This window comes from Streptomyces sp. ADI95-17, from assembly GCF_003846175.1.
GTDB classification, from domain to species: domain Bacteria; phylum Actinomycetota; class Actinomycetes; order Streptomycetales; family Streptomycetaceae; genus Streptomyces; species Streptomyces sanglieri.
The window spans coordinates 377,459-395,409 of sequence record NZ_ML123052.1 but is presented as its reverse complement, the minus strand read 5'-3'; the positions used below and the strand labels follow the sequence as shown (position 1 = coordinate 395,409).

Sequence of the window (17,951 nt, the reverse complement as noted above, 5' to 3'; positions counted from 1 at the left end):
GAGCGGCTGAGCTGAGCCGGGCCAAGGCTGAGCCGGGCCGGATCTGACATAGCCGTCAGCGGGTTCTCGCCCCGTACGGTGGCCGGTTCCGAGCCCCGACCGTGACCGAATCTCCCCCAGGATGTGACCTATCTCCTGGGGGAGAGCCATATCCGCAGGTCACACCCGCATCAGGGTTAAACCCTGGGTCCAAAGACCTGTCCAATTCGTGACGTAATGCACTGACACAGGGCGCAGGTAGGGGACAAGCTGATGTAGGAAGTCGGGGGATCGATTGAAACCGGGAGTATGTCAGTGAGCGCCATGTCTCTTGCCCTGTTGCTGACCACCGCCGCCGCCACGGCCGTGGGCGCCGCTGCTCTGCACGCTGCTCACGGGCTGCGCAAGCAGGTCACGGCCCTTCGTACCGAGCTGTCCGAGGCCCGTGCACAGGGCATCACCGTGCCCGCACAGAGCCGCAGCACCGTCACCCCCGTCGCCGAGATACGCGCGGCCGTCGCCGAGGCACTGGCCGAGGAGCGCGAGCGCGAGCTCGCCGAGGCCCGCGCTTTCTGGGCCACCCAGGAGGCCCGCGACGCCGCCGACGCCCCGTCCCTGCTGGGCGGCCTGACCGGGACGGGAGACGACGTCCCCTTCTTCATGCCCCGCCAGTCCGACTTCGCGGGCCTCGAAGCGATGGACCTCGACGCCACCGAGGCTCTCGACGAGCTGGTGGAGCTGACGGAGCTGGCCGACATGACCGAGCTGCCCGGACCGGCGGAGTTCGCCGAGGACTCCCCCGAGCTGGCCGCCGCCCGCCGCCGGCACCCCTCGCACCCCGACTTCGTACCGGTGCAGACCCCGGTCGTCTCCGACCACGAGCGCACCGTGAACCGTCTCGAAGAGCTGGCCGACAGCCGTACGGAACTCGCCGATGTGCGCCCCGGTCCGCTCGGCACCCTGGACGTCTACGTCTTCGCCGACGGCACCACGCTCTGCATGACTCCCGGACACCGCGAGACGGCCGAGCGGCTGGCCGGTTCGCTGCTCGCGGGCGAGCACCCGGTACTGCTGGGCGGCTCCGGCGTCTCCGGCGCGTACGCCCTGACCTTCTCCTGCGGCAAGGAGAACGTCTACATCCTCGCCGACCGGGTCATCGCCTCGTTCTGACACCGCTCCGTCCGGGCACAGCGGCTCTCGCCGGCCGCCGCCCCCGGGCCGCCCGGCCCCGCCACCGCCGCTACGCGAACGCGCGCGCAGCGGCCTCGTTCACGAATTGCACGGCCTCGTCGAGTTCAGCCGACGGGGCCGTTTCCAGTGCCACCGCCAGATCGCGCCCCGCCACGGCGAGCTGGTCACCGATGGAGAAGATCCCGGCGTCCGGCATGGGGTGCGGCTCCCGGTCCGGCGCCTCGATCCGCTGGGCGCGCAGCGCCAGTTCCCGGGCCGCGGCCAGTCCTTCGGCAGCGGCTCCGCGCTGCAGACGGCTCTGCGGGGCGGCGCGCAGCCGGTCGGCGAATCGGTCCACGGCGGTGATCAGCGGGGTCGTATCGAGCACTCCGCGACCCTACGCGCCCCGGCAGGACGGTTGCCAACGGGCCGATGCTCGGGCACGGTGTCGGGCAAGGTTCAGCAACACGCAATGCGTCGGAGGCGCCGATGTCCCATGTCTTCTCCGAAGAGACCCATCGCAATCTGCTCTCCCGGATCCCCCGCTGCACCGGTCGTGAGATCGCCGACTGGCTCCGCACCGTGGAGGACGGCCCCCCTCTCCGCTTCGAGGAGAAGGTCAGTTGGCTGCGGAGCGAGCACGACCTCGCCTACGGACACGCGAAGGCACTCATCCACGAGTACGACCTCAGAAGGGCAGCCCGCAAGCTGCTCTGAGAAGCGTGCGCCGGCACGGGAAGCACATGGAAGAGACGGAAAAAAGGGAACGGCCCGCAGGCACAGTGCCTGCGGGCCGTTCCCGTCGTGCGGGTGCCTGCGATCAGTCGTCGCCGCTGAGGATGGCGAAGAGACGCAGCATCTCCAGGTAGATCCACACCAGGGTCATGGTGAGGCCGAAGGCCGCCAGCCAGGACTCCTCGCGGGGGGCACCGTAGGCGATGCCGTCCTCGACCTGCTTGAAGTCCAGGGCCAGGAAGCACGCACCGAGGATGATCCCGATGACGCCGAAGAGGATGCCGAGGCCACCGCTGCGGAAGCCCAGGCCGTCACCGCCGCCGAAGACGGCGAACAGCAGGTTGACCACCATCAGGAGCATGAAGCCCACGGCGGCGGCCATCACGAAGCCGTAGAAGCGGCGGGTGACCCGGATCCAGCGCATCTTGTACGCGAGCAGCACACCGGCGAAGACACACATGGTGCCCATCACCGCCTGCATCACGACGCCGGGTCCGATGTACGTGCTGACCGCGCTGGAGATCACTCCGAGGAAGACACCCTCGAAGGCCGCGTACGACACGATCAGCGCCGGGACCGGCTTGCGCTTGAAGGACTGGACGAGCGACAGGACGAACGCCACCAGGGCGGCGCCGATCGCGATGCCGTACGACTTGCCCAGGTTGTCCTTGTCGACGGGCAGCAGCGCCCAGGCGAGCGCGGCGCCGAGCACCACGGTGCCCAGCGTGATCGCGGTGCGCGTGACGACGTCGTCGATCGTCATCGCGCCGGTGCGCGCCGGTGCCTGCGGGGCGCCGTACTGGGCGTCCGGCTGGGCGTAGGGGTTGGTGGCGTACGGGTTGGCGGCGGCGCCCTGCGCGTACGGGTTGGCACCCGCTGCGGGGGCCCCGGCCTGCGGCGCCGCGTTGAAGCCCGCGTATCCGTTGTCGCGGCTGAAGCCCCGTCGCGAGAAGACCGGGTTGCTGCTCCTCATCTCACTCCTCCATGGCCACCCTGCGCGGCCTTCCCACAAGAGTAATGGGTAGGCAAAAGAATCAGACTAGTGCTTGGGGAGGATCTTTGCGGGAACCTGTCCGGAGCCGACCCGGAAACCTGTCGGAAAACGGACCCGGATCACCGGTGAGCGGATCTGCCGCCGGCTCGGCCGCCAAGAGAGAAGTGGTGCCTGGAACCGGACTCGAACCGGTACGCCCCCGAGGGGCAGCGAGGTTTAAGCTCGCCGTGTCTGCATTCCACCATCCAGGCCTGGCGCGCGGCTCCGCGTTGGCACATGACCCTATCCGGGGACTTCCCCCGAACAGCGGATCAGTGACGCGATGTTGTCTTATTTTATTGACCGCTTGAGGGGTCGTCAGCACTCGCGAAAGGGCATCGCCACATGCCTGGGCGGGGTAGCGGGCACGGCGGCCGGTAATCCGGATTGACGTAAAGTCGCCGCACTCGGACGGCGCATTCACCAGGCGCGCGCCGGTGATCGCCACGGGCGCGCCACCCGGCGGGGCGCAGGGCCGGACACCGGAGCCGGGGCGCCCCGGCCGGGCAGGCGGCCCCGGACCGGCGACTCAGGGTCGATGTCATACCGCAGGAGGACCCGGGGCTCTCCCGGTGCGACTCAAGGCTGCCCTCGGAACGGGCATGCGGACGGACGACCGGCGGCGGAACGGCGGTGACGATTGAGGGGTTCCGCTCAAACACCGGACGAGCCCTCGGCCGGAGCCCCGAAACAGGAGATTCCCGTGACCACCATTTCCACCGCACCCCGCGTCGCCACGGTGGCCGCCCGCGCCACGGATCTGTCGAAGGTCTACGGGGAGGGCGAGACCAGGGTGACCGCTCTGGACCAGGTCAGCGTGGACTTCCCCCAGGGCGAGTTCACCGCGATCATGGGCCCGTCCGGCTCCGGCAAGTCCACGCTGATGCACTGCGTGGCCGGTCTCGACAGCTTCAGCAGCGGTTCGGTGCGGATCGGCGACACGGAGCTCGGCACCCTCAAGGACAAGCAGCTCACCCAGCTCCGCCGGGACAAGATCGGCTTCATCTTCCAGGCGTTCAACCTGCTGCCGACGCTGACGGCGTACGAGAACATCACGCTTCCCATGGACATCGCGGGCCGCAAGCCCGACGCCGAGTGGGTGCGCCAGGTCATCGACATGGTGGGCCTCTCCGACCGGCTGAACCACCGGCCGACCGAGCTCTCCGGCGGCCAGCAGCAGCGCGTCGCGGTGGCCCGCGCCCTGGCCTCCCGGCCGGAGATCATCTTCGGTGACGAGCCGACCGGGAACCTGGACTCCCGCTCCGGCGCCGAGGTCCTCGGCTTCCTGCGCAACTCGGTGCGCGAGCTGGGACAGACCGTGGTGATCGTCACCCACGACCCGGCGGCCGCCTCCTACGCGGACCGGGTCATCTTCCTCGCGGACGGCCGGATCGTCGACCAGATGATCAACCCCACCGCGGACCGGGTCCTGGACCGGATGAAGGCGTTCGACGCCAAGGGCCGCACCAGCTGAGTCCCGTCCCGCCCCGCGCCCCTTCCCGGACCCCCTCCCCATCCCAGGACTGACAGACATGTTCCGTACCGCCCTGCGCAATGTGCTCGCGCACAAGGCCAGGCTGCTGATGACCGTCCTCGCCGTGATGCTCGGTGTGGCCTTCGTCTCCGGCACGCTGGTCTTCACCGACACCCTCGGCAACGCCCTCCGCAACCAGTCGGCCAAGAGCTACGACGACGTGGCCGTCGCCGTCACCACCTACGCCGACCAGCGCGACGAGAAGACCTCCGGCATCACCGCCGCCACCCTGGAGAAGATCCAGGGCCTGGACGGCGTCGGCACCGCCACCGGCCGGGTCTCCGGCTTCGCCGGGGTCGCCGACCCCGACGGCAGGCTGATCGGCAACGGCTGGTCGAACACCGGCGGGAACTACTTCCCCGCCAAGAACGGCAAGGACTCCGCGTACACCTTCGTCGACGGTACGGGCCCGGCCGCGGCCGACCGGATCGCGCTCGACAAGGAGACCGCGAAGAAGGGCGAGTACCACGTCGGTGACCGGGTCCGGGTCGCCACGAACGGGCCGGTGAAGGAGTACGTCCTCTCCGGTGTCTTCACCACCGAGGACGGCGCGGTCAACGCGGGCGGCAGCCTGGTCCTCTTCGACACCGAGGTCGCCCAGAAGCTCTACCTCAAGCCCGGCGTGTTCCAGGACGCCAACGTGTCCGCCGCGCCCGGCGTCTCCGCCGAGAAGCTGCTGGCCGAGGTGAAGCCGCTGCTGCCCAAGGACGCCCAGGCCAAGACCGGCCAGGCGCTCGCGGACCAGCAGGCCAAGGACATCGAGGCCGGTCTGAGCGGTCTCAACGGGATGCTGCTCGCCTTCGCCGGCATCGCCCTGTTCGTCGGTGTCTTCCTGATCGCCAACACCTTCACCATGCTGGTCGCCCAGCGCACCAAGGAACTGGCGCTGATGCGCGCCGTCGGCGCCTCGCGCCGCCAGGTCAAGCGCTCGGTGCTCCTCGAAGCGGCCGTCGTCGGTGTGGTCGCCTCGGTCATCGGCTTCGCCATCGGGCTGGCCCTCGCCATCGGGCTGCGCTCCGCGATGGGCCTGTTCGGCGGGAAGATCCCGGCCGGACCGCTGATCGTCTCGCCCACCGCGGTCCTCGCCGCGTTCGGAGTCGGCGTCCTGATCACCGTGCTGGCCGCCTGGCTGCCCGCCCGCCGGGCCGCCAAGATCCCGCCGGTCGCGGCGATGAGCAGCGTGCACGCGACGGCCACGGTCAAGTCCCTGGTGGTGCGCAACTCGATCGGCGCGGTACTCACCCTGCTGGGCGGGGCGGCGATCGTGGCGGGCGCGTCCAAGAGCGGATCGTCCGGCCGGACGGTCATCGCCGTGGGTGCCTTCCTCACCCTGATCGGTGTCATCGTGCTGATCCCGCTGCTGTCGCGGCCGGTGATCGCGCTGGTCCGCCCGCTGCTGAAGCGGCTGTTCGGGGTCTCCGGCAAGCTGGCCGCGCAGAACGCGGTCCGCAACCCGCGCCGTACCGGCGCCACCGCCTCCGCGCTGGCGATCGGCCTCACCCTGGTCACCGGCATCTCGGTCCTCGGCGTCACCCTCGGCCAGGCGGTCGACCGGATGACCACGGACAACATCAAGGCCGACTACATGGTGTCGATGGCGAGCGGCGGTCCGCTCGACGAGTCGGCGCTCACCGCGCTGCGGAAGGCCGACGGGGTCTCGGCCATCTCGCCGCAGGAGGCCACCTCGCTGGAGATCAAGGGCGATTACCACTCCGCGTCCGCCGTCAGCCCCGGCGATGTCCAGCAGCTCTTCACGCTGCCGGCCGTCTCCGGCTCGCTCGACGCGCTGGGCAAGGGCGAGATCGCCGTCGACAAGAAGACGGCCAAGTCCAACGGCTGGAAGACCGGCGACACCCTCCGGGTGAAGTTCGACGACGAGAAGAAGGGCGAGCTGAAGGTCGGGGCGGTCTTCGAGGGGAACGAGATGCTCTCCCCGATCCTGGTCCCGAAGAACGTCGCCGATGCGCACGGCGGCATGTCGTACATCCGCGAGATCTGGCTGAAGACGGACGGCGGCGCGACCGAGGCCAACGAGCAGGCCCTGGTGAAGGCTCTGGGTGACAACCCGGGGATGAGCATCATGGACCGTCAGGACATCCGTGACATGTTCGGCGGCTCGGTCAACCTCGCGATGAACATCATGTACGGGCTGCTGGCGATGGCCCTGATCATCGCGGTGCTCGGGGTCGTCAACACCCTGGCGATGTCGGTCTTCGAGCGCCAGCAGGAGATCGGCATGCTGCGGGCGATCGGCCTGGACCGGGGCCGGGTGAAGCGCATGATCCGGCTGGAGGCCGTGGTCATCTCGCTCTTCGGCGCGGTGGTCGGTGTCGTGCTCGGCATGTTCCTCGGCTGGGCGATCGGGCAGACCCTGTCGTCGGAGATCCCGGATTACGCGCTGGTCATCCCGTGGGACCGGATCGCGGTCTTCCTGGTGCTGGCGGGGATCGTGGGTGTGCTGGCCGCGCTCTGGCCGGCCCGCAGTGCCGCGAAGCTGAACATGCTGACGGCCATCAAGACCGAGTAGTGCGGTCCGGCGGGGCCCGGACCCCGCCGGACACACCCGAGGGCCGGTACGCGCAGCGAAGGAGCTGCGGGTACCGGCCCTCGGCCGTGTCCGTGGCGTCCCGTCCCGGTGTCAGCCGGTCGCGGAAGCCGTCCAGTCGCGGGCCCGCAGCGGCAGGCCGGCGGCCCCGCCCGCCGCGGGGCGCACCGCGAGGATCTGATTGACGCCGATCTTGTTGTGTTCGAAGGAGAGGGCGGAGGCGGCCATGTAGAGCCGCCAGACCCTGGCCCGTCCGGGCGAGGTCATCCGGACCGCCCGGTCCCAGTGCTTCTCCAGGTTGGCGACCCAGCGGCGCAGGGTCAGCGCGTAGTGCTCACGCAGCGCCTCGACGTCGCGGGCCTCGAACCCGGCCTCTTCGAGGGTGGCCACGGTCCGGCCCACCGGGGCCAGTTCGCCGTCGGGGAAGACATAGGCGTCGATGAACTCGTCCACGTGGTACGCGGACTCGTCCTTCTCGGGGCGGCGGGCGATCTGGTGGTTGAGCAGCCGGCCGCCGGGCTTGAGGAGTGCGTAGAGGTCGTCCGCGTACTCGCGGAACCGGACCGATCCGACGTGTTCCGCCATGCCGATGGACGAGATGGCGTCGTAGGGGCCGTCCCTGACGTCCCGGTAGTCCTGGACCCGGATCTCGATCCGGTCGGTCAGGCCCTCCTGCGCGATGCGCTTCCTGGCGAAGGCGGCCTGTTCGACGGAGAGGGTCACTCCGGTGACCCGGGCACCGTACTCGCGGGCGGCGTGGATGGCCATGGAGCCCCAGCCGCAGCCGACGTCGAGGAGGCGGTCGCCCTCCTTCAGCGCGAGCTTGCGGCAGACCAGGTCGAGCTTGTCGCGCTGGGCGTCCTCAAGGGTCCCGCCGTTCTCCCAGTAGGCGCAGGAGTAGACCATGGACGGGCCGAGGACCAGTTCGTAGAAGTCGTTGCCCACGTCGTAGTGGTGGCTGATGGCCTGCTTGTCCCGGCGCTTGGTGTGGAGGGTGCCGGTGCGGCGGCGGACCTCCTCGGGCGGCGGGGGCGGCGGGGGCAGCGGGCCGGCCAGTTGCAGCAGCCCCTTGGCGAAGGCCCTCACCTTGGGGTCGCGGACCGGGTGGACGCGGTCCGCGGTGTCGGCGGCGCGTTCCCAGATGAGCGAGGCCATCAGGTCCAGGGCCTCGTAGAGATCGCCTTCGATGTCGAGTTCGCCGGCCACCCAGGCGCGGGCCAGGCCCAGTTCGCCCGGCTTCCAGAGCAGCCGGCGCAGCGCCCGGCGGTTCCGGATCACAAGTACGGGGGCACTGGGCGGTCCGGATTCGCTGCCGTCCCAGGCCCGGATTCGGACCGGCAGCTTTTCTCCCAGCAACTCCTCGGCGAGAGCGGTCAGCCGCAACGCGGCGTCTGCCATGGCGCACACCTCCGTGATGGTGTTCCCAATGTGCCCAAACATGGTCGAACATGCCTGCAACCACGCCGGGCACCCGTGTGCCGCGACGAGGTACGTACCCCTCAACAGTCCGCGAGGCGCCCGCCATCCCGCTACAGCGCAATGGAAAGGCAAAATAGCTGTACACCACATGCATTTGGCGCGGATACGCCGAAGGGGCCGCCCGCACCACGGATGGCGGACGGCCCCTTCGGGCGTCGTACAGGTACTGCTGCGCGGGTGAGTGGGCCCGCGGGCGGACTAGGAGGCCTTGGCCTTCTCGCCCTCGGCCTTGGCGGCGGCCGGTGCCGGGGCCGGCTTGGCGGCCTCGTAGAACTCCTCGCGCGGCGTCTCCATGGCGCCGAGCGAGACGACCTCGCGCTTGAGGAACATCGCAAGGGTCCAGTCGGCGAAGATCCGGATCTTACGGTTCCAGGTCGGCATCGCCATGCCGTGGTAGCCACGGTGCATGTACCAGGCGAGGCGTCCCTTGAGCTTGATCTTCATCTTGCCCATGACGATCATCGCGACGCCCTTGTGCAGCCCCAGACCGGCGACGGCACCCTTGTTGGCGTGGCTGTAGTCCTTCTGCGGGAAGCCGCGCATCCCGGAGATGACGTTGTCGCCGAGGACCTTGGCCTGCCGCAGCGCGTGCTGGGCGTTGGGCGGGCACCAGGCGTTCGGGTTACCGGCCTTGCGGCCGACCATGTCCGGAACCTGGGCGTTGTCGCCCGCGGCCCAGATGTAGTCGGTGCCCTGCACCTGGAGCTTCTCGGAGGTGTCCACGTGACCGCGGGGGCCGAGCGGCAGGCCGAAGCGGGCCAGCGCCGGGTTCGGCTTCACGCCGGCCGTCCACACGATGGTGTTGGAGTCGACCTCAAGGCCGTTCTTCAGCACGACGTGACCGTCGACGCAGGAGTCCATGGAGGTCGAGAGGAAGACCTCGACACCACGGGACTCCAGGTGCTCCCGGCCCCAGGTGCCCAGCTTCGGGCCGACCTCGGGAAGGATCTTGTCGGCGGCGTCGACGAGGATGAAGCGCATGTCCTCGCGCTTCACGTTCGTGTAGTACTTCGCCGCGTCGCGGGCCATGTCCTCGACCTCGCCGATGGTCTCCGCACCGGCGAAACCGCCGCCCACGAAGACGAACGTCAACGCCCTGCGGCGGACGTCCTCGTCGGTCGTCGAGTCGGCCTTGTCCAGCTGCTCAAGGACGTGGTTGCGCAGGCCGATGGCCTCCTCGATGCCCTTCATGCCGATGCCCTGCTCGGCGAGGCCGGGGATCGGGAAGGTGCGGGAGACCGCGCCCATCGCGATGACCAGGTAGTCGAAGGGCAGCTCGTAGGCCTCGCCGACGAGCGGCGCGACCGTGGCGACCTTGCGGTCCTGATCGATGGTCGTGACGCGGCCGGTGAGCACCTCGGCCTTCGGCAGTACGCGTCGCAGCGGGACGACGACATGCCGAGGCGAGATGCTGCCGGCAGCAGCTTCGGGGAGGAAGGGCTGGTACGTCATGTACGAGCGCGGGTCGACGACCGTGACGGTCGCCTCTCCGTAGCGCATCTTCTTGAGAATGCGTCGAGCTGCGTACAGGCCTACGTACCCACCGCCTACTACGAGGATCCTGGGACGCTCCGTGGTGCTCATGCCATCGAGTATCCACCCCCCTCCGAGGGCATGCTCGTGAGCCCCTTCACAAGGTTGGTGCCCCCTTCTGCTACACTTCGCCGCCCACGTGACCCAGGTCATGGCGCCGCAGGGGAACCACGGCGTGACGGCGAACGTTGTTCACCGCTTGTGAGCTGGCCCTTGGCCCTCCGGGCGGGGTGAACCACCGCTCCGGTTCACCTCCCGGCAACACGTCCGGAACACTTCCGCGCGGTCTCTCAACGGCCTTGCGAGCGGCCCCGGATGCCCATCCGGAGCAGAACCGCCCTCCATAGAGCCGAATTCCTTGTGAAGAAGTTCACGAACTTCGTCGCGACGTGTCCCGCGAACCACCGCTCGGGGGGCCCGGAAGAGCTCAAAGGTGCAGGCCAAGGTACGCGTGAGCGCCCCGTCCGGGGGCTCGCGCGCAGCCGCCCTAGGCGATCGACCAGCCGATTCCGTCGAGGATGTCGTGCTCGCTGACGACGACCTCGCGGGCCCCGGTCCGCTCCATCACGGCGAGCAGGATCAGCGCCCCGGACGTGATCACGTCGACCCGTCCCGGGTGCATCGCGCCGATCGCGGCCCGTTCGGCGTGGGTGGAGCCGAGCAGCCGTCCGGTGATCTCCTGGACCTGCTCGAAGGAGATCCGGGAGTGGTGAATCGCCTCGGAGTCGTACGCCTCCAGCCCCAGGGCGATCGCGGCGATCGTGGTGACCGTCCCGGCCAGCCCGACGAGGGTGGCGGCCCCGGCGAGCGGGACGCTCTCCTCGGCGAGGTCCAGGGCGGCGTCGATGTCGGCCCGGATCGCGGCGATCTGCTCGTCCTCCGGCGGGTCGGTCACGACGCCGTCGCGTACGAGGTGCCGCTCGGTCATCCGTACGCAGCCGATGTCCACGGAGCGCGCGGCCCGCACGTGGTCGTCACCGACGACGAACTCGGTGGAGCCGCCGCCGATGTCCACGACGAGATACGGCTTCGCCAGGTGATCGCGGCCCGCGAGCTCCTTGGTGGCTCCGGTGAAGGAGAACTCGGCCTCCTGGTCACCGCTGATCACCTCGGGCTCGACGCCCAGGATCTCCAGCACCCCGCGGACGAAGTCGTCCCGGTTCTCCGCGTCGCGGGAGGCGGAGGTGGCGACGAAACGGATCCGCTGCGCCCCGTGCTCCTTGATGACCGCCGCGTACTGCCGGCAGGCCGCGAACGTCCGCTCCAGCGCCTCGGGGGCGAGCCGGCCGGTACGGTCGACGCCCTGCCCGAGCCGGACGATCTCCATCCGCCGGTCGAGCTCGACGAACTCACCGGTGGACGGATCCGCGTCGGCGACGAGCAGACGGATGGAGTTGGTACCGCAGTCGATGGCGGCCACGCGGGTCATGAAGTACTCCCAAATCAAGCAGACAGAGCCCCTCCGGCGGCCGAGGAGCGATTCCAGCCCCTCCGGCGATTGAGGAGCGGGGGTGCGGGGGCGGAGCCCCCGAAGGGACGGTCAGCCCTCGTCCGGCGCGCCGCACGGCGAAACGCACGGCCCCTTGCGCCACCACTCCGGCAGCATCGCGATCGCCTCGTCCCCCAGCGGGTTCACCCCCGGCCCCGCGGCCAGCGAGTGCCCCACCAGGACGTGCAGGCACTTCACCCGGTCCGGCATGCCCCCCGCGCTCGGGAAGCCTTCCAGCACCTCGATCGCGTCGCGCCGGGCGATGTAGTCCTCGTGCGCGGCCCGGTACGCGGCGGCCAGCTCGGGGTCCGTACCGAGGCGCTCGGTCATCTCCTTCATGACCCCGTTCGCCTCCAGCGTGCCGATCGCGGACGCGGCACGCGGGCACGTCAGGTAGTACGTCGTCGGGAACGGCGTACCGTCCTCCAGCCGGGGCTGCGTCTCGACCACGTCCGGGTTGCCGCACGGGCAGCGGTGCGCGATCGCGCGCAGACCGCGCGGCGGACGCCCCAGCTGCTGCTGGAACGCGGCGATGTCCGCCTCGGTGGGCGCGGTGGACTCGGTCTGGGGAGGGGGCGTTTCCATGCCTGCCTAGGTTCTGATCGGGCTGCTCGAACTGCGGTTCTGCAGATGGATGAAGAGATTCAGTCGCGGTCGGCGCTGTCCACGCCGTCCCAGAGGTTGGAGTGCCACGGCCGGCCGGACTCGTCCGTCCGGCCCTCGCGCTCCTTGACCGCGTCGGGGTCGATCACCGTGTAACCGGTCTCCCCGGGAAGAAGGTAGTGCAGGTGCGTACGGGCCAGCTGCCGGATGTACGCATCGTCCTGGAGGCGCGCCTTCTCGTCGCGCAGCTCCTCGGTACGGGTCTTGGCGTCCTGCGCCAGCCGCTCCTGGTCGGCGATCTCGTCCTGCTGCGAGACGTACTGCCGCATCGGGTACGCGAGCGCGACCACCAGCGAGCAGACGACCAGCGCGAGGAAGGCCGCCCGGCCGGTGAGCCGTGAGCGGCGGGCCTGGCGGCGGTTCTGGGACCGGTAGACACGGGCCGCGGTCTGCTCGCCGAGCAGTCGCAGCCGGGTCGCGGTGGAGAACCGGTCCCGGTCCTTCGCGGCCATGTCTCCGCCTCCCCACTACGCACGTCCGTCCCCGCACACGGTACGGGACCGAGTGCGGGGACGGACGGAGGCCGGGGCACTTGCCCCCGCCGGGCTTGTCAGCCCTTGAACCGCGGGAACGCCGAGCGGCCCGCGTACACCGCGGCGTCGTCGAGGATCTCCTCGATGCGCAGGAGCTGGTTGTACTTGGCGACGCGGTCCGAGCGGGCCGGGGCGCCGGTCTTGATCTGGCCGCAGTTCACCGCGACCGCGAGGTCGGCGATGGTGACGTCCTCGGTCTCGCCGGAGCGGTGCGACATCATGCACTTGAAGCCGTTGCGCTGGGCCAGCTCGACGGCGTCCAGGGTCTCGGTCAGCGAGCCGATCTGGTTGACCTTGACGAGCAGGGCGTTGGCGGAGCCCTCCTCGATGCCGCGGGCCAGGCGCTCCGGGTTGGTGACGAAGAGGTCGTCGCCGACGATCTGCACCTTGGCGCCGAGCTTGTCGGTGATGACCTTCCAGCCGGCCCAGTCGTCCTCGTACAGCGGGTCCTCGATGGAGACCAGCGGGTACGCGGAGACGAGCTCCTCGTAGTACTCGGTCATCTCGGCGGCCGAGCGGGACTTGCCCTCGAACTCGTACTTGCCGTCCTTGTAGAACTCGGACGCGGCGACGTCGAGCGCCAGCGCGATGTCCTTGCCCGGGACGTAGCCGGCTTCCTTGATGGCCTCGACGATGAGGTCCAGGGCGGCGCGGTTCGACTCCAGGTTCGGCGCGAAGCCGCCCTCGTCGCCGAGACCGGTCGACAGGCCCTTGGTCTTCAGGACCTTCTTCAGCGTGTGGTAGACCTCGGCACCCCAGCGCAGTGCCTCGGAGAAGGACTCCGCGCCGATCGGCGCGATCATGAACTCCTGGATGTCCACGTTGGAGTCGGCGTGCGAGCCGCCGTTGAGGATGTTCATCATCGGAACGGGCAGCAGGTGCGCGTTCGGGCCGCCGAGGTAGCGGAACAGCGGCAGGTCCGAGGCCTCGGAGGCGGCGTGGGCGACGGCCAGCGAGACGCCGAGGATGGCGTTGGCGCCGAGCGAGCCCTTGTTCTCGGTGGCGTCCAGGTCGAACATCGCCTGGTCGATCAGCCGCTGCTCGGTGGCGTCGTAGCCGACGAGCTCCGGGCCGATCTGCTCGATCACGGCGAGGACGGCCTTCTCGACGCCCTTGCCCTGGTAGCGGTTGGGGTCACCGTCGCGAAGCTCAATGGCCTCGAACGCACCGGTGGAGGCGCCGGACGGAACGGCAGCACGGCCCGTGCTGCCGTCGTCGAGGCCGACCTCTACCTCGACCGTGGGGTTTCCGCGGGAGTCGAGGATTTCCCGGGCTACGACGACGTCGATGGACGGCACGAGGCATCTCCTTCTGGGATATGACGCTGGTTGTGCAGGGTCGCTTTGGCCTTGCGAAAAGAGCCTAACCGGCCCGGCCCGATCAGTCGGCCGACCGCCCGACCCCTGGGACGAAAAAGGACCCGAGGGCGCACATTGCCGGGCAAACAGCCAGAAATTTACCGGTCGGTAACTACAACAGTTGAACGATCCGGCGCTCCCCCGAGCACGAACGGCAGCGCCCCGGCCCGGCGCACACGGGGAAATGCGCGCCGGACCGGGGTGGTGCTCAGGGGGGTCCCGGAGAGGAGAGAGCCGTGACTACTTCGTCAGGTGCAGCTGCTGACCCGGGTAGATCAGGTCGGCGTCCTTGACGATGTCCTTGTTCAGCTCGAACAGCTGCTGCCAGCCGCCCTCGACCTTGTTGTCGGCGGCGATCTTGCTCAGCGAGTCGCCGGAGACGACCTTGTACTCGCCGTCGCCCTTCTTGACCTTCTCGCCGGTCGGGGTGGTGACGGTCTTCTTCGACTCGGCCTGCGGGGCGGCGGAGCGGTCCGAGCGGGAGGCGGCGGGGGCCTCGGTGCGCTCGGCCGGCTTCGGCTGGGCCTGCTGGGCCGGCTGCGACTGCTGCTTCGGGGCGCTCTGCTGCTCGGAGGCGCCGGAGCTCGCGGTGGAGTTCGAGGAGGAGTTCGAGGAGCCGGTGTCGACACCCGGGTCGACGCCGTCGTTGGTCAGGTTGCCGGCACCGGCGCAGCCCCAGGCACCCGGGCCCTGCATGTCGAGGAGCTTCTCGGCGGTGGCGATCTGCTGGGCCTTGGTGGCCAGGTCGGCACGGGCGGCGTACTGCGTACCGCCGGCGGCGGCCCAGCTGGACTGCGAGAACTGCAGACCGCCGTAGTAGCCGTTGCCGGTGTTGATGGACCAGTTGCCACCGGACTCGCACTGGGCGACGGCGTCCCAGGTGGAGACGGAGGCGGCGGAGGCGCCGGTCGCGCCCATCAGGGGCACGGCGACTGCGGCACCGGCGACACCGGCGAGCGTGGCGATGCGGACGACCTTGGACGGGCGGCGGTGCTTGCCCTTGCTGGAAAGCAGCATGGAACTTCTCCTCACCGACGCCTACGAGGTGAGCTGTCGGGTTCGGGCCAAGTGAGTTGCCCGGTCGCACGTCCTAGCACGCGACTTCACCCCAAGCCGGTCCTGATGCGTCTTTCGACGATCGGGCCCGGCGCTTACCTGGGTCCCCCGCTCCTGCCTACGGCGCTTTACGCGTCTGTTCCCTTCGACCGACGGCAGGATTCGGCGTGACGGTCGACGGGGCCCGCGGTGCGAGCGGTTCCGACCGTAAACATACGCAACCCCCACATTCAAAGATGGACACATCGGACAATAAGCCCTTACTTGCATCTGAAGAAGTGTCGTTTCCGCAGGTGGGACGTGATGCGGAAGGGCTCCCCGGGCGCGACACGCCAGTTGACGCAAAGAGACCCATGTCTCACTTACGCATAAGCGGACATAGGTCCCTGAACTACCCCGATTTTTGGGGCACTTTTAGTCGATTATCAGACTGCCCTCACTTGGCCTTCACATCGAGATCGAGGCTCTGGCCAGGGAGGATGAGGTCCGGGTCGGCGCCGACAGCACCCTTGTTGGCCTCGTAGAGCGCGGGCCAGCCACCGGGGATGTTCTGTGCATCAGCAATCGACCAGAGGTTGTCGCCGACATGGACGGTGTACGTGCCGTCGGCGGGCGTGTCGGCCGTGTCGCGCGCGTCGTTGCCGCCGCGCGAGGCATGACGGCCCGCCTCGCGGCCGCCGCCGTCCGTGCCGCCGCCCTTCTCGGTGGCCGGCGCGCCGCGGTGCTTGCCGCCCGTGCCGCCGGACGCGTCGGGCGAGCCGGAGGCGTCGCCGGGTGCTCCGGAGGGGGCGTCGGTGGACGCGTCCGGGGACGGGGTGGTCGAGGCCGAGGGCTTCGGGGACGGCGAGGTCTTCCCTGACGGCTCGTCGGCCTTCTCCGAGCCGTCGGAGCCGTCCACGGCGTCCGTGCCGTCGGAGGCGCTGTCGGACGGCGTGGCGTCGTCGGACGGGTCCGCCGACGCGTCGTCGGACGGCTTCGCGCTCCCGGTCGGGCCGTCGGCGGGCACGGAACCCGGGTCCACCCCCGGCAGCGTCCCGTCCACGGCGAGGCCGGAGATGACGGCGCAGCTGGGCCAGGCCTTCGGGCCCCGGTCGTCCAGCACCTTCTCGGCCACCGCTATCTGCTGCGCCCGGCTGGCGAGGTCGGCGCGCTCCGCGTACGCCTCACCGCCGTACGCCTTCCAGGTCTCCTGCGAGAACTGGAGGCCGCCGTAGAAGCCGTTGCCGAGATCGGCGCTCCACATGCCGCCGCTCTCGCACTCGGCCACCCGGTCCCAGGTCTGGGCGTCGGCCGCGTGTGCGCCGGACGCGCCGAGCAGCGGGATGGCGATGGCCGATCCGGTCACGCCCGCGGCGACGACGATGGCGGGTGCCTGACGGGGGCGACGGTGTCTGCCGTTCGCGGAGCCCATGGGGTTGCCTTCCGGGTAGCTGACAGGTGACTGGTGAGTCGAACGGTGAACCTAGCCGGGTTCGAACGGGAGTCACAAGTCGATGCAGCGCAGATCACGTGAAAGTCACAGAGTTGACAGAGCGTCACTTTCCGCGTGGGCGGGCCCCGGGGTGAACTCCACGGGAAGCGTGCGAAGTCCGCGCATGATGAGCCCGCCACGCCACCGCAAATCGGCAGGTTCCACCGCAAGCCGCAGGTCCGGAAGGCGGTTCAGCAGCGTGGCGAGCGCGGTCTGTCCCTCCAGCCGGGCGAGCGGCGCTCCCAGGCAGTAGTGGATGCCGTGCCCGTATCCGAGGTGCTGATTGTCACGCCGCGCGAGGTCGAGCGTGTCGGGGTCCTCGAAGCGCTCCGGGTCGCGGTCGGCCGCGGCGAGCACCACGAGTACGGGGTCCCCGGCGGCGATGTCCTGTCCGCCGAGGCTCAGCGGCTCGGTGGCGAACCGCCAGGTGGCCAGCTCCACCGGGCCGTCGTAGCGCAGCAGTTCCTCGATGCCGGTCTCCAGCAGCCCGCTCTCCCCCGCGTCCAGGGAGAGCTGGAGCCGTTCGCGCTGACCGGGGTCGCGCAGCAGCGCGTAGACGCCGTTCCCGATCAGGTTGACCGTCGTCTCGAATCCGGCGAACAGCAGGATGAAGGCCATGGCGGCGGCCTCGTTCTCGGTGAGGTGCTCGCCGTGGTCGCTGGCCCGGATCAGCCCGGAGATCAGGTCGTCGCCCGGGTTCTCCCGCTTGCGGTGGATCAGCTCGGCCAGATAGCCGCGCATCTTCTTCACCGACCTGGCCACCCCGCCGCGCGGGCCGCCGCCGTGGCGGATCATCATGCCCGCCCAGTCCCGGAAGTCGTCCTGGTCCTCGCGCGGAACGCCCAGCAGGTCGCAGATCGCGTAGATGGGGAGCGGGAAGGCGAAGTCGTGGATGAGGTCCGCCTTCCCCTCCGCGATGAAGCGGTCGATGAGGCGGTCCGTCAGTTCCTGTACGCGCGGTGCGAACTCGGCGACCCGGCGCGGGGTGAACGCCTTGGAGACGAGACGGCGCAGCCGGGTGTGGTCCGGCGGGTCGATGTTCAGCAGATGCGTCATCAGCTCCGCCTTGCGCTCGCCCGGGATGCCCGTCTTCCCCTTGGCGTGCGCGGGCTCGGCGTGGTGCGCCGGGTTCTTGGAGAGCCGGGTGTCGGCGAGCGCCTGCCGCGCGTCCGCGTACCGGGTCACCAGCCACGCCTCGACGCCGCTGGGCAGCGTGGTCCGGTGCACGGGGCTGTGCTCGCGCAGCCAGGCGTACGCCGGGTACGGGTCGGTGGCGAACTCCCAGGTGAAGAGCTCGGGGGCACCGGCGGGGCAGGCGGCGGGCTGATCGGCGGGGCTGTGGTTCACCCCCCGACGTTATCCGCCGCCCCCGG

Annotated in this window: 15 protein-coding genes, 1 tRNA gene and 1 riboswitch; of the genes, 4 read left to right on the top strand and 12 right to left on the bottom strand. The window is 69.8% G+C overall.

The window, feature by feature from the left end:
- Nucleotides 1–303 precede the first annotated feature (303 nt).
- Entirely contained in the window at nucleotides 304–1,149 is an 846-nt protein-coding gene (locus EES42_RS39085; protein WP_241196870.1) for a hypothetical protein, read from the top strand.
- Nucleotides 1,150–1,219: 70 nt separating this feature from the next.
- On the opposite strand, the gene EES42_RS39080 is transcribed toward EES42_RS39085, so the two are convergent.
- Nucleotides 1,220–1,537 carry a hypothetical protein gene (locus tag EES42_RS39080; RefSeq protein WP_124722944.1) on the bottom strand — a complete coding sequence of 106 codons (318 nt, stop codon included), beginning with the start codon at nucleotides 1,535–1,537 and terminating at the stop codon, nucleotides 1,220–1,222.
- Between the two features lie 101 nt (nucleotides 1,538–1,638).
- On the opposite strand from EES42_RS39080, the gene EES42_RS39075 reads away from it, so the two are divergent.
- Complete coding sequence (locus EES42_RS39075; protein WP_124722943.1) at nucleotides 1,639–1,866, top strand: DUF4287 domain-containing protein; 228 nt, start codon at nucleotides 1,639–1,641, stop codon at nucleotides 1,864–1,866.
- A gap of 103 nt (nucleotides 1,867–1,969) precedes the next feature.
- Here EES42_RS39075 and EES42_RS39070 read toward each other — a convergent pair whose 3' ends face one another.
- Nucleotides 1,970–2,857, bottom strand: coding sequence for a Bax inhibitor-1/YccA family protein (locus EES42_RS39070; RefSeq protein ID WP_124722942.1), 888 nt, complete (start codon nucleotides 2,855–2,857; stop codon nucleotides 1,970–1,972).
- A 186-nt stretch (nucleotides 2,858–3,043) separates the two neighbouring features.
- Nucleotides 3,044–3,129 (bottom strand) — tRNA-Leu (locus tag EES42_RS39065).
- Between the two features lie 491 nt (nucleotides 3,130–3,620).
- Between EES42_RS39065 and EES42_RS39060 the strand changes: the two genes are divergently transcribed.
- Both EES42_RS39060 and EES42_RS39055 read left to right on the top strand, forming a co-directional pair.
- The gene (locus tag EES42_RS39060) at nucleotides 3,621–4,391 is read left to right on the top strand and encodes an ABC transporter ATP-binding protein (protein WP_124722941.1); all 771 of its coding nucleotides are present in this window, start codon (nucleotides 3,621–3,623) and stop codon (nucleotides 4,389–4,391) included.
- Nucleotides 4,392–4,449: 58 nt separating this feature from the next.
- Nucleotides 4,450–6,978 carry an ABC transporter permease gene (locus tag EES42_RS39055; protein WP_124722940.1) on the top strand — a complete coding sequence of 843 codons (2,529 nt, stop codon included), beginning with the start codon at nucleotides 4,450–4,452 and terminating at the stop codon, nucleotides 6,976–6,978.
- A gap of 111 nt (nucleotides 6,979–7,089) precedes the next feature.
- Here the strand turns inward: EES42_RS39055 and EES42_RS39050 are convergent, their stop codons facing one another.
- The 9 genes from EES42_RS39050 to EES42_RS39010 form a co-directional block, all read right to left on the bottom strand.
- Entirely contained in the window at nucleotides 7,090–8,394 is a 1,305-nt protein-coding gene (locus EES42_RS39050; protein WP_124722939.1) for an SAM-dependent methyltransferase, read from the bottom strand.
- Between the two features lie 279 nt (nucleotides 8,395–8,673).
- On the bottom strand, nucleotides 8,674–10,059 hold the full coding sequence (locus EES42_RS39045; RefSeq protein WP_124722938.1) for an NAD(P)/FAD-dependent oxidoreductase: 1,386 nt from the start codon (nucleotides 10,057–10,059) through the stop codon (nucleotides 8,674–8,676).
- Between the two features lie 436 nt (nucleotides 10,060–10,495).
- The gene (locus tag EES42_RS39040; RefSeq protein ID WP_124722937.1) at nucleotides 10,496–11,437 is read right to left on the bottom strand and encodes a Ppx/GppA phosphatase family protein; all 942 of its coding nucleotides are present in this window, start codon (nucleotides 11,435–11,437) and stop codon (nucleotides 10,496–10,498) included.
- Between the two features lie 111 nt (nucleotides 11,438–11,548).
- Nucleotides 11,549–12,082, bottom strand: a complete 534-nt coding sequence (locus EES42_RS39035; protein ID WP_124722936.1) for a DUF501 domain-containing protein — start codon at nucleotides 12,080–12,082, stop codon at nucleotides 11,549–11,551.
- Nucleotides 12,083–12,141: 59 nt separating this feature from the next.
- Nucleotides 12,142–12,612 (bottom strand): FtsB family cell division protein, encoded by a 471-nt coding sequence (locus EES42_RS39030; protein ID WP_124722935.1) that lies wholly within the window; start codon nucleotides 12,610–12,612, stop codon nucleotides 12,142–12,144.
- 98 nt (nucleotides 12,613–12,710) lie between these two features.
- On the bottom strand, nucleotides 12,711–13,991 hold the full coding sequence (gene eno, locus EES42_RS39025; protein ID WP_124722934.1) for a phosphopyruvate hydratase: 1,281 nt from the start codon (nucleotides 13,989–13,991) through the stop codon (nucleotides 12,711–12,713).
- A 300-nt stretch (nucleotides 13,992–14,291) separates the two neighbouring features.
- On the bottom strand, nucleotides 14,292–15,068 hold the full coding sequence (locus EES42_RS39020; protein WP_124722933.1) for a LysM peptidoglycan-binding domain-containing protein: 777 nt from the start codon (nucleotides 15,066–15,068) through the stop codon (nucleotides 14,292–14,294).
- A 3-nt stretch (nucleotides 15,069–15,071) separates the two neighbouring features.
- A riboswitch (cyclic di-AMP (ydaO/yuaA leader) is annotated at nucleotides 15,072–15,243 on the bottom strand.
- Nucleotides 15,244–15,543: 300 nt separating this feature from the next.
- Nucleotides 15,544–16,518 carry a LysM peptidoglycan-binding domain-containing protein gene (locus EES42_RS39015; protein ID WP_124722932.1) on the bottom strand — a complete coding sequence of 325 codons (975 nt, stop codon included), beginning with the start codon at nucleotides 16,516–16,518 and terminating at the stop codon, nucleotides 15,544–15,546.
- A 105-nt stretch (nucleotides 16,519–16,623) separates the two neighbouring features.
- Nucleotides 16,624–17,925: a cytochrome P450 family protein gene (locus EES42_RS39010; protein ID WP_124722931.1), complete on the bottom strand. Its 1,302-nt coding sequence runs from the start codon at nucleotides 17,923–17,925 to the stop codon at nucleotides 16,624–16,626.
- Nucleotides 17,926–17,951 lie beyond the last annotated feature (26 nt).

Excerpts from the sequence above, each read along its gene's own strand:
- EES42_RS39075 (WP_124722943.1), top strand. The coding sequence starts at position 1,639 with ATGTCCCATGTCTTCTCCGAAGAGACCCATCGCAATCTGCTCTCCCGG.
- EES42_RS39030 (WP_124722935.1), bottom strand. The coding sequence starts at position 12,612 with ATGGCCGCGAAGGACCGGGACCGGTTCTCCACCGCGACCCGGCTGCGA.
- EES42_RS39020 (WP_124722933.1), bottom strand. The coding sequence starts at position 15,068 with ATGCTGCTTTCCAGCAAGGGCAAGCACCGCCGCCCGTCCAAGGTCGTC.
- EES42_RS39085 (WP_241196870.1), top strand. The coding sequence starts at position 304 with ATGTCTCTTGCCCTGTTGCTGACCACCGCCGCCGCCACGGCCGTGGGC.
- EES42_RS39015 (WP_124722932.1), bottom strand. The coding sequence starts at position 16,518 with ATGGGCTCCGCGAACGGCAGACACCGTCGCCCCCGTCAGGCACCCGCC.
- EES42_RS39070 (WP_124722942.1), bottom strand. The coding sequence starts at position 2,857 with ATGAGGAGCAGCAACCCGGTCTTCTCGCGACGGGGCTTCAGCCGCGAC.
- EES42_RS39050 (WP_124722939.1), bottom strand. The coding sequence starts at position 8,394 with ATGGCAGACGCCGCGTTGCGGCTGACCGCTCTCGCCGAGGAGTTGCTG.
- EES42_RS39035 (WP_124722936.1), bottom strand. The coding sequence starts at position 12,082 with ATGGAAACGCCCCCTCCCCAGACCGAGTCCACCGCGCCCACCGAGGCG.
- EES42_RS39040 (WP_124722937.1), bottom strand. The coding sequence starts at position 11,437 with ATGACCCGCGTGGCCGCCATCGACTGCGGTACCAACTCCATCCGTCTG.
- EES42_RS39055 (WP_124722940.1), top strand. The coding sequence starts at position 4,450 with ATGTTCCGTACCGCCCTGCGCAATGTGCTCGCGCACAAGGCCAGGCTG.
- EES42_RS39045 (WP_124722938.1), bottom strand. The coding sequence starts at position 10,059 with ATGAGCACCACGGAGCGTCCCAGGATCCTCGTAGTAGGCGGTGGGTAC.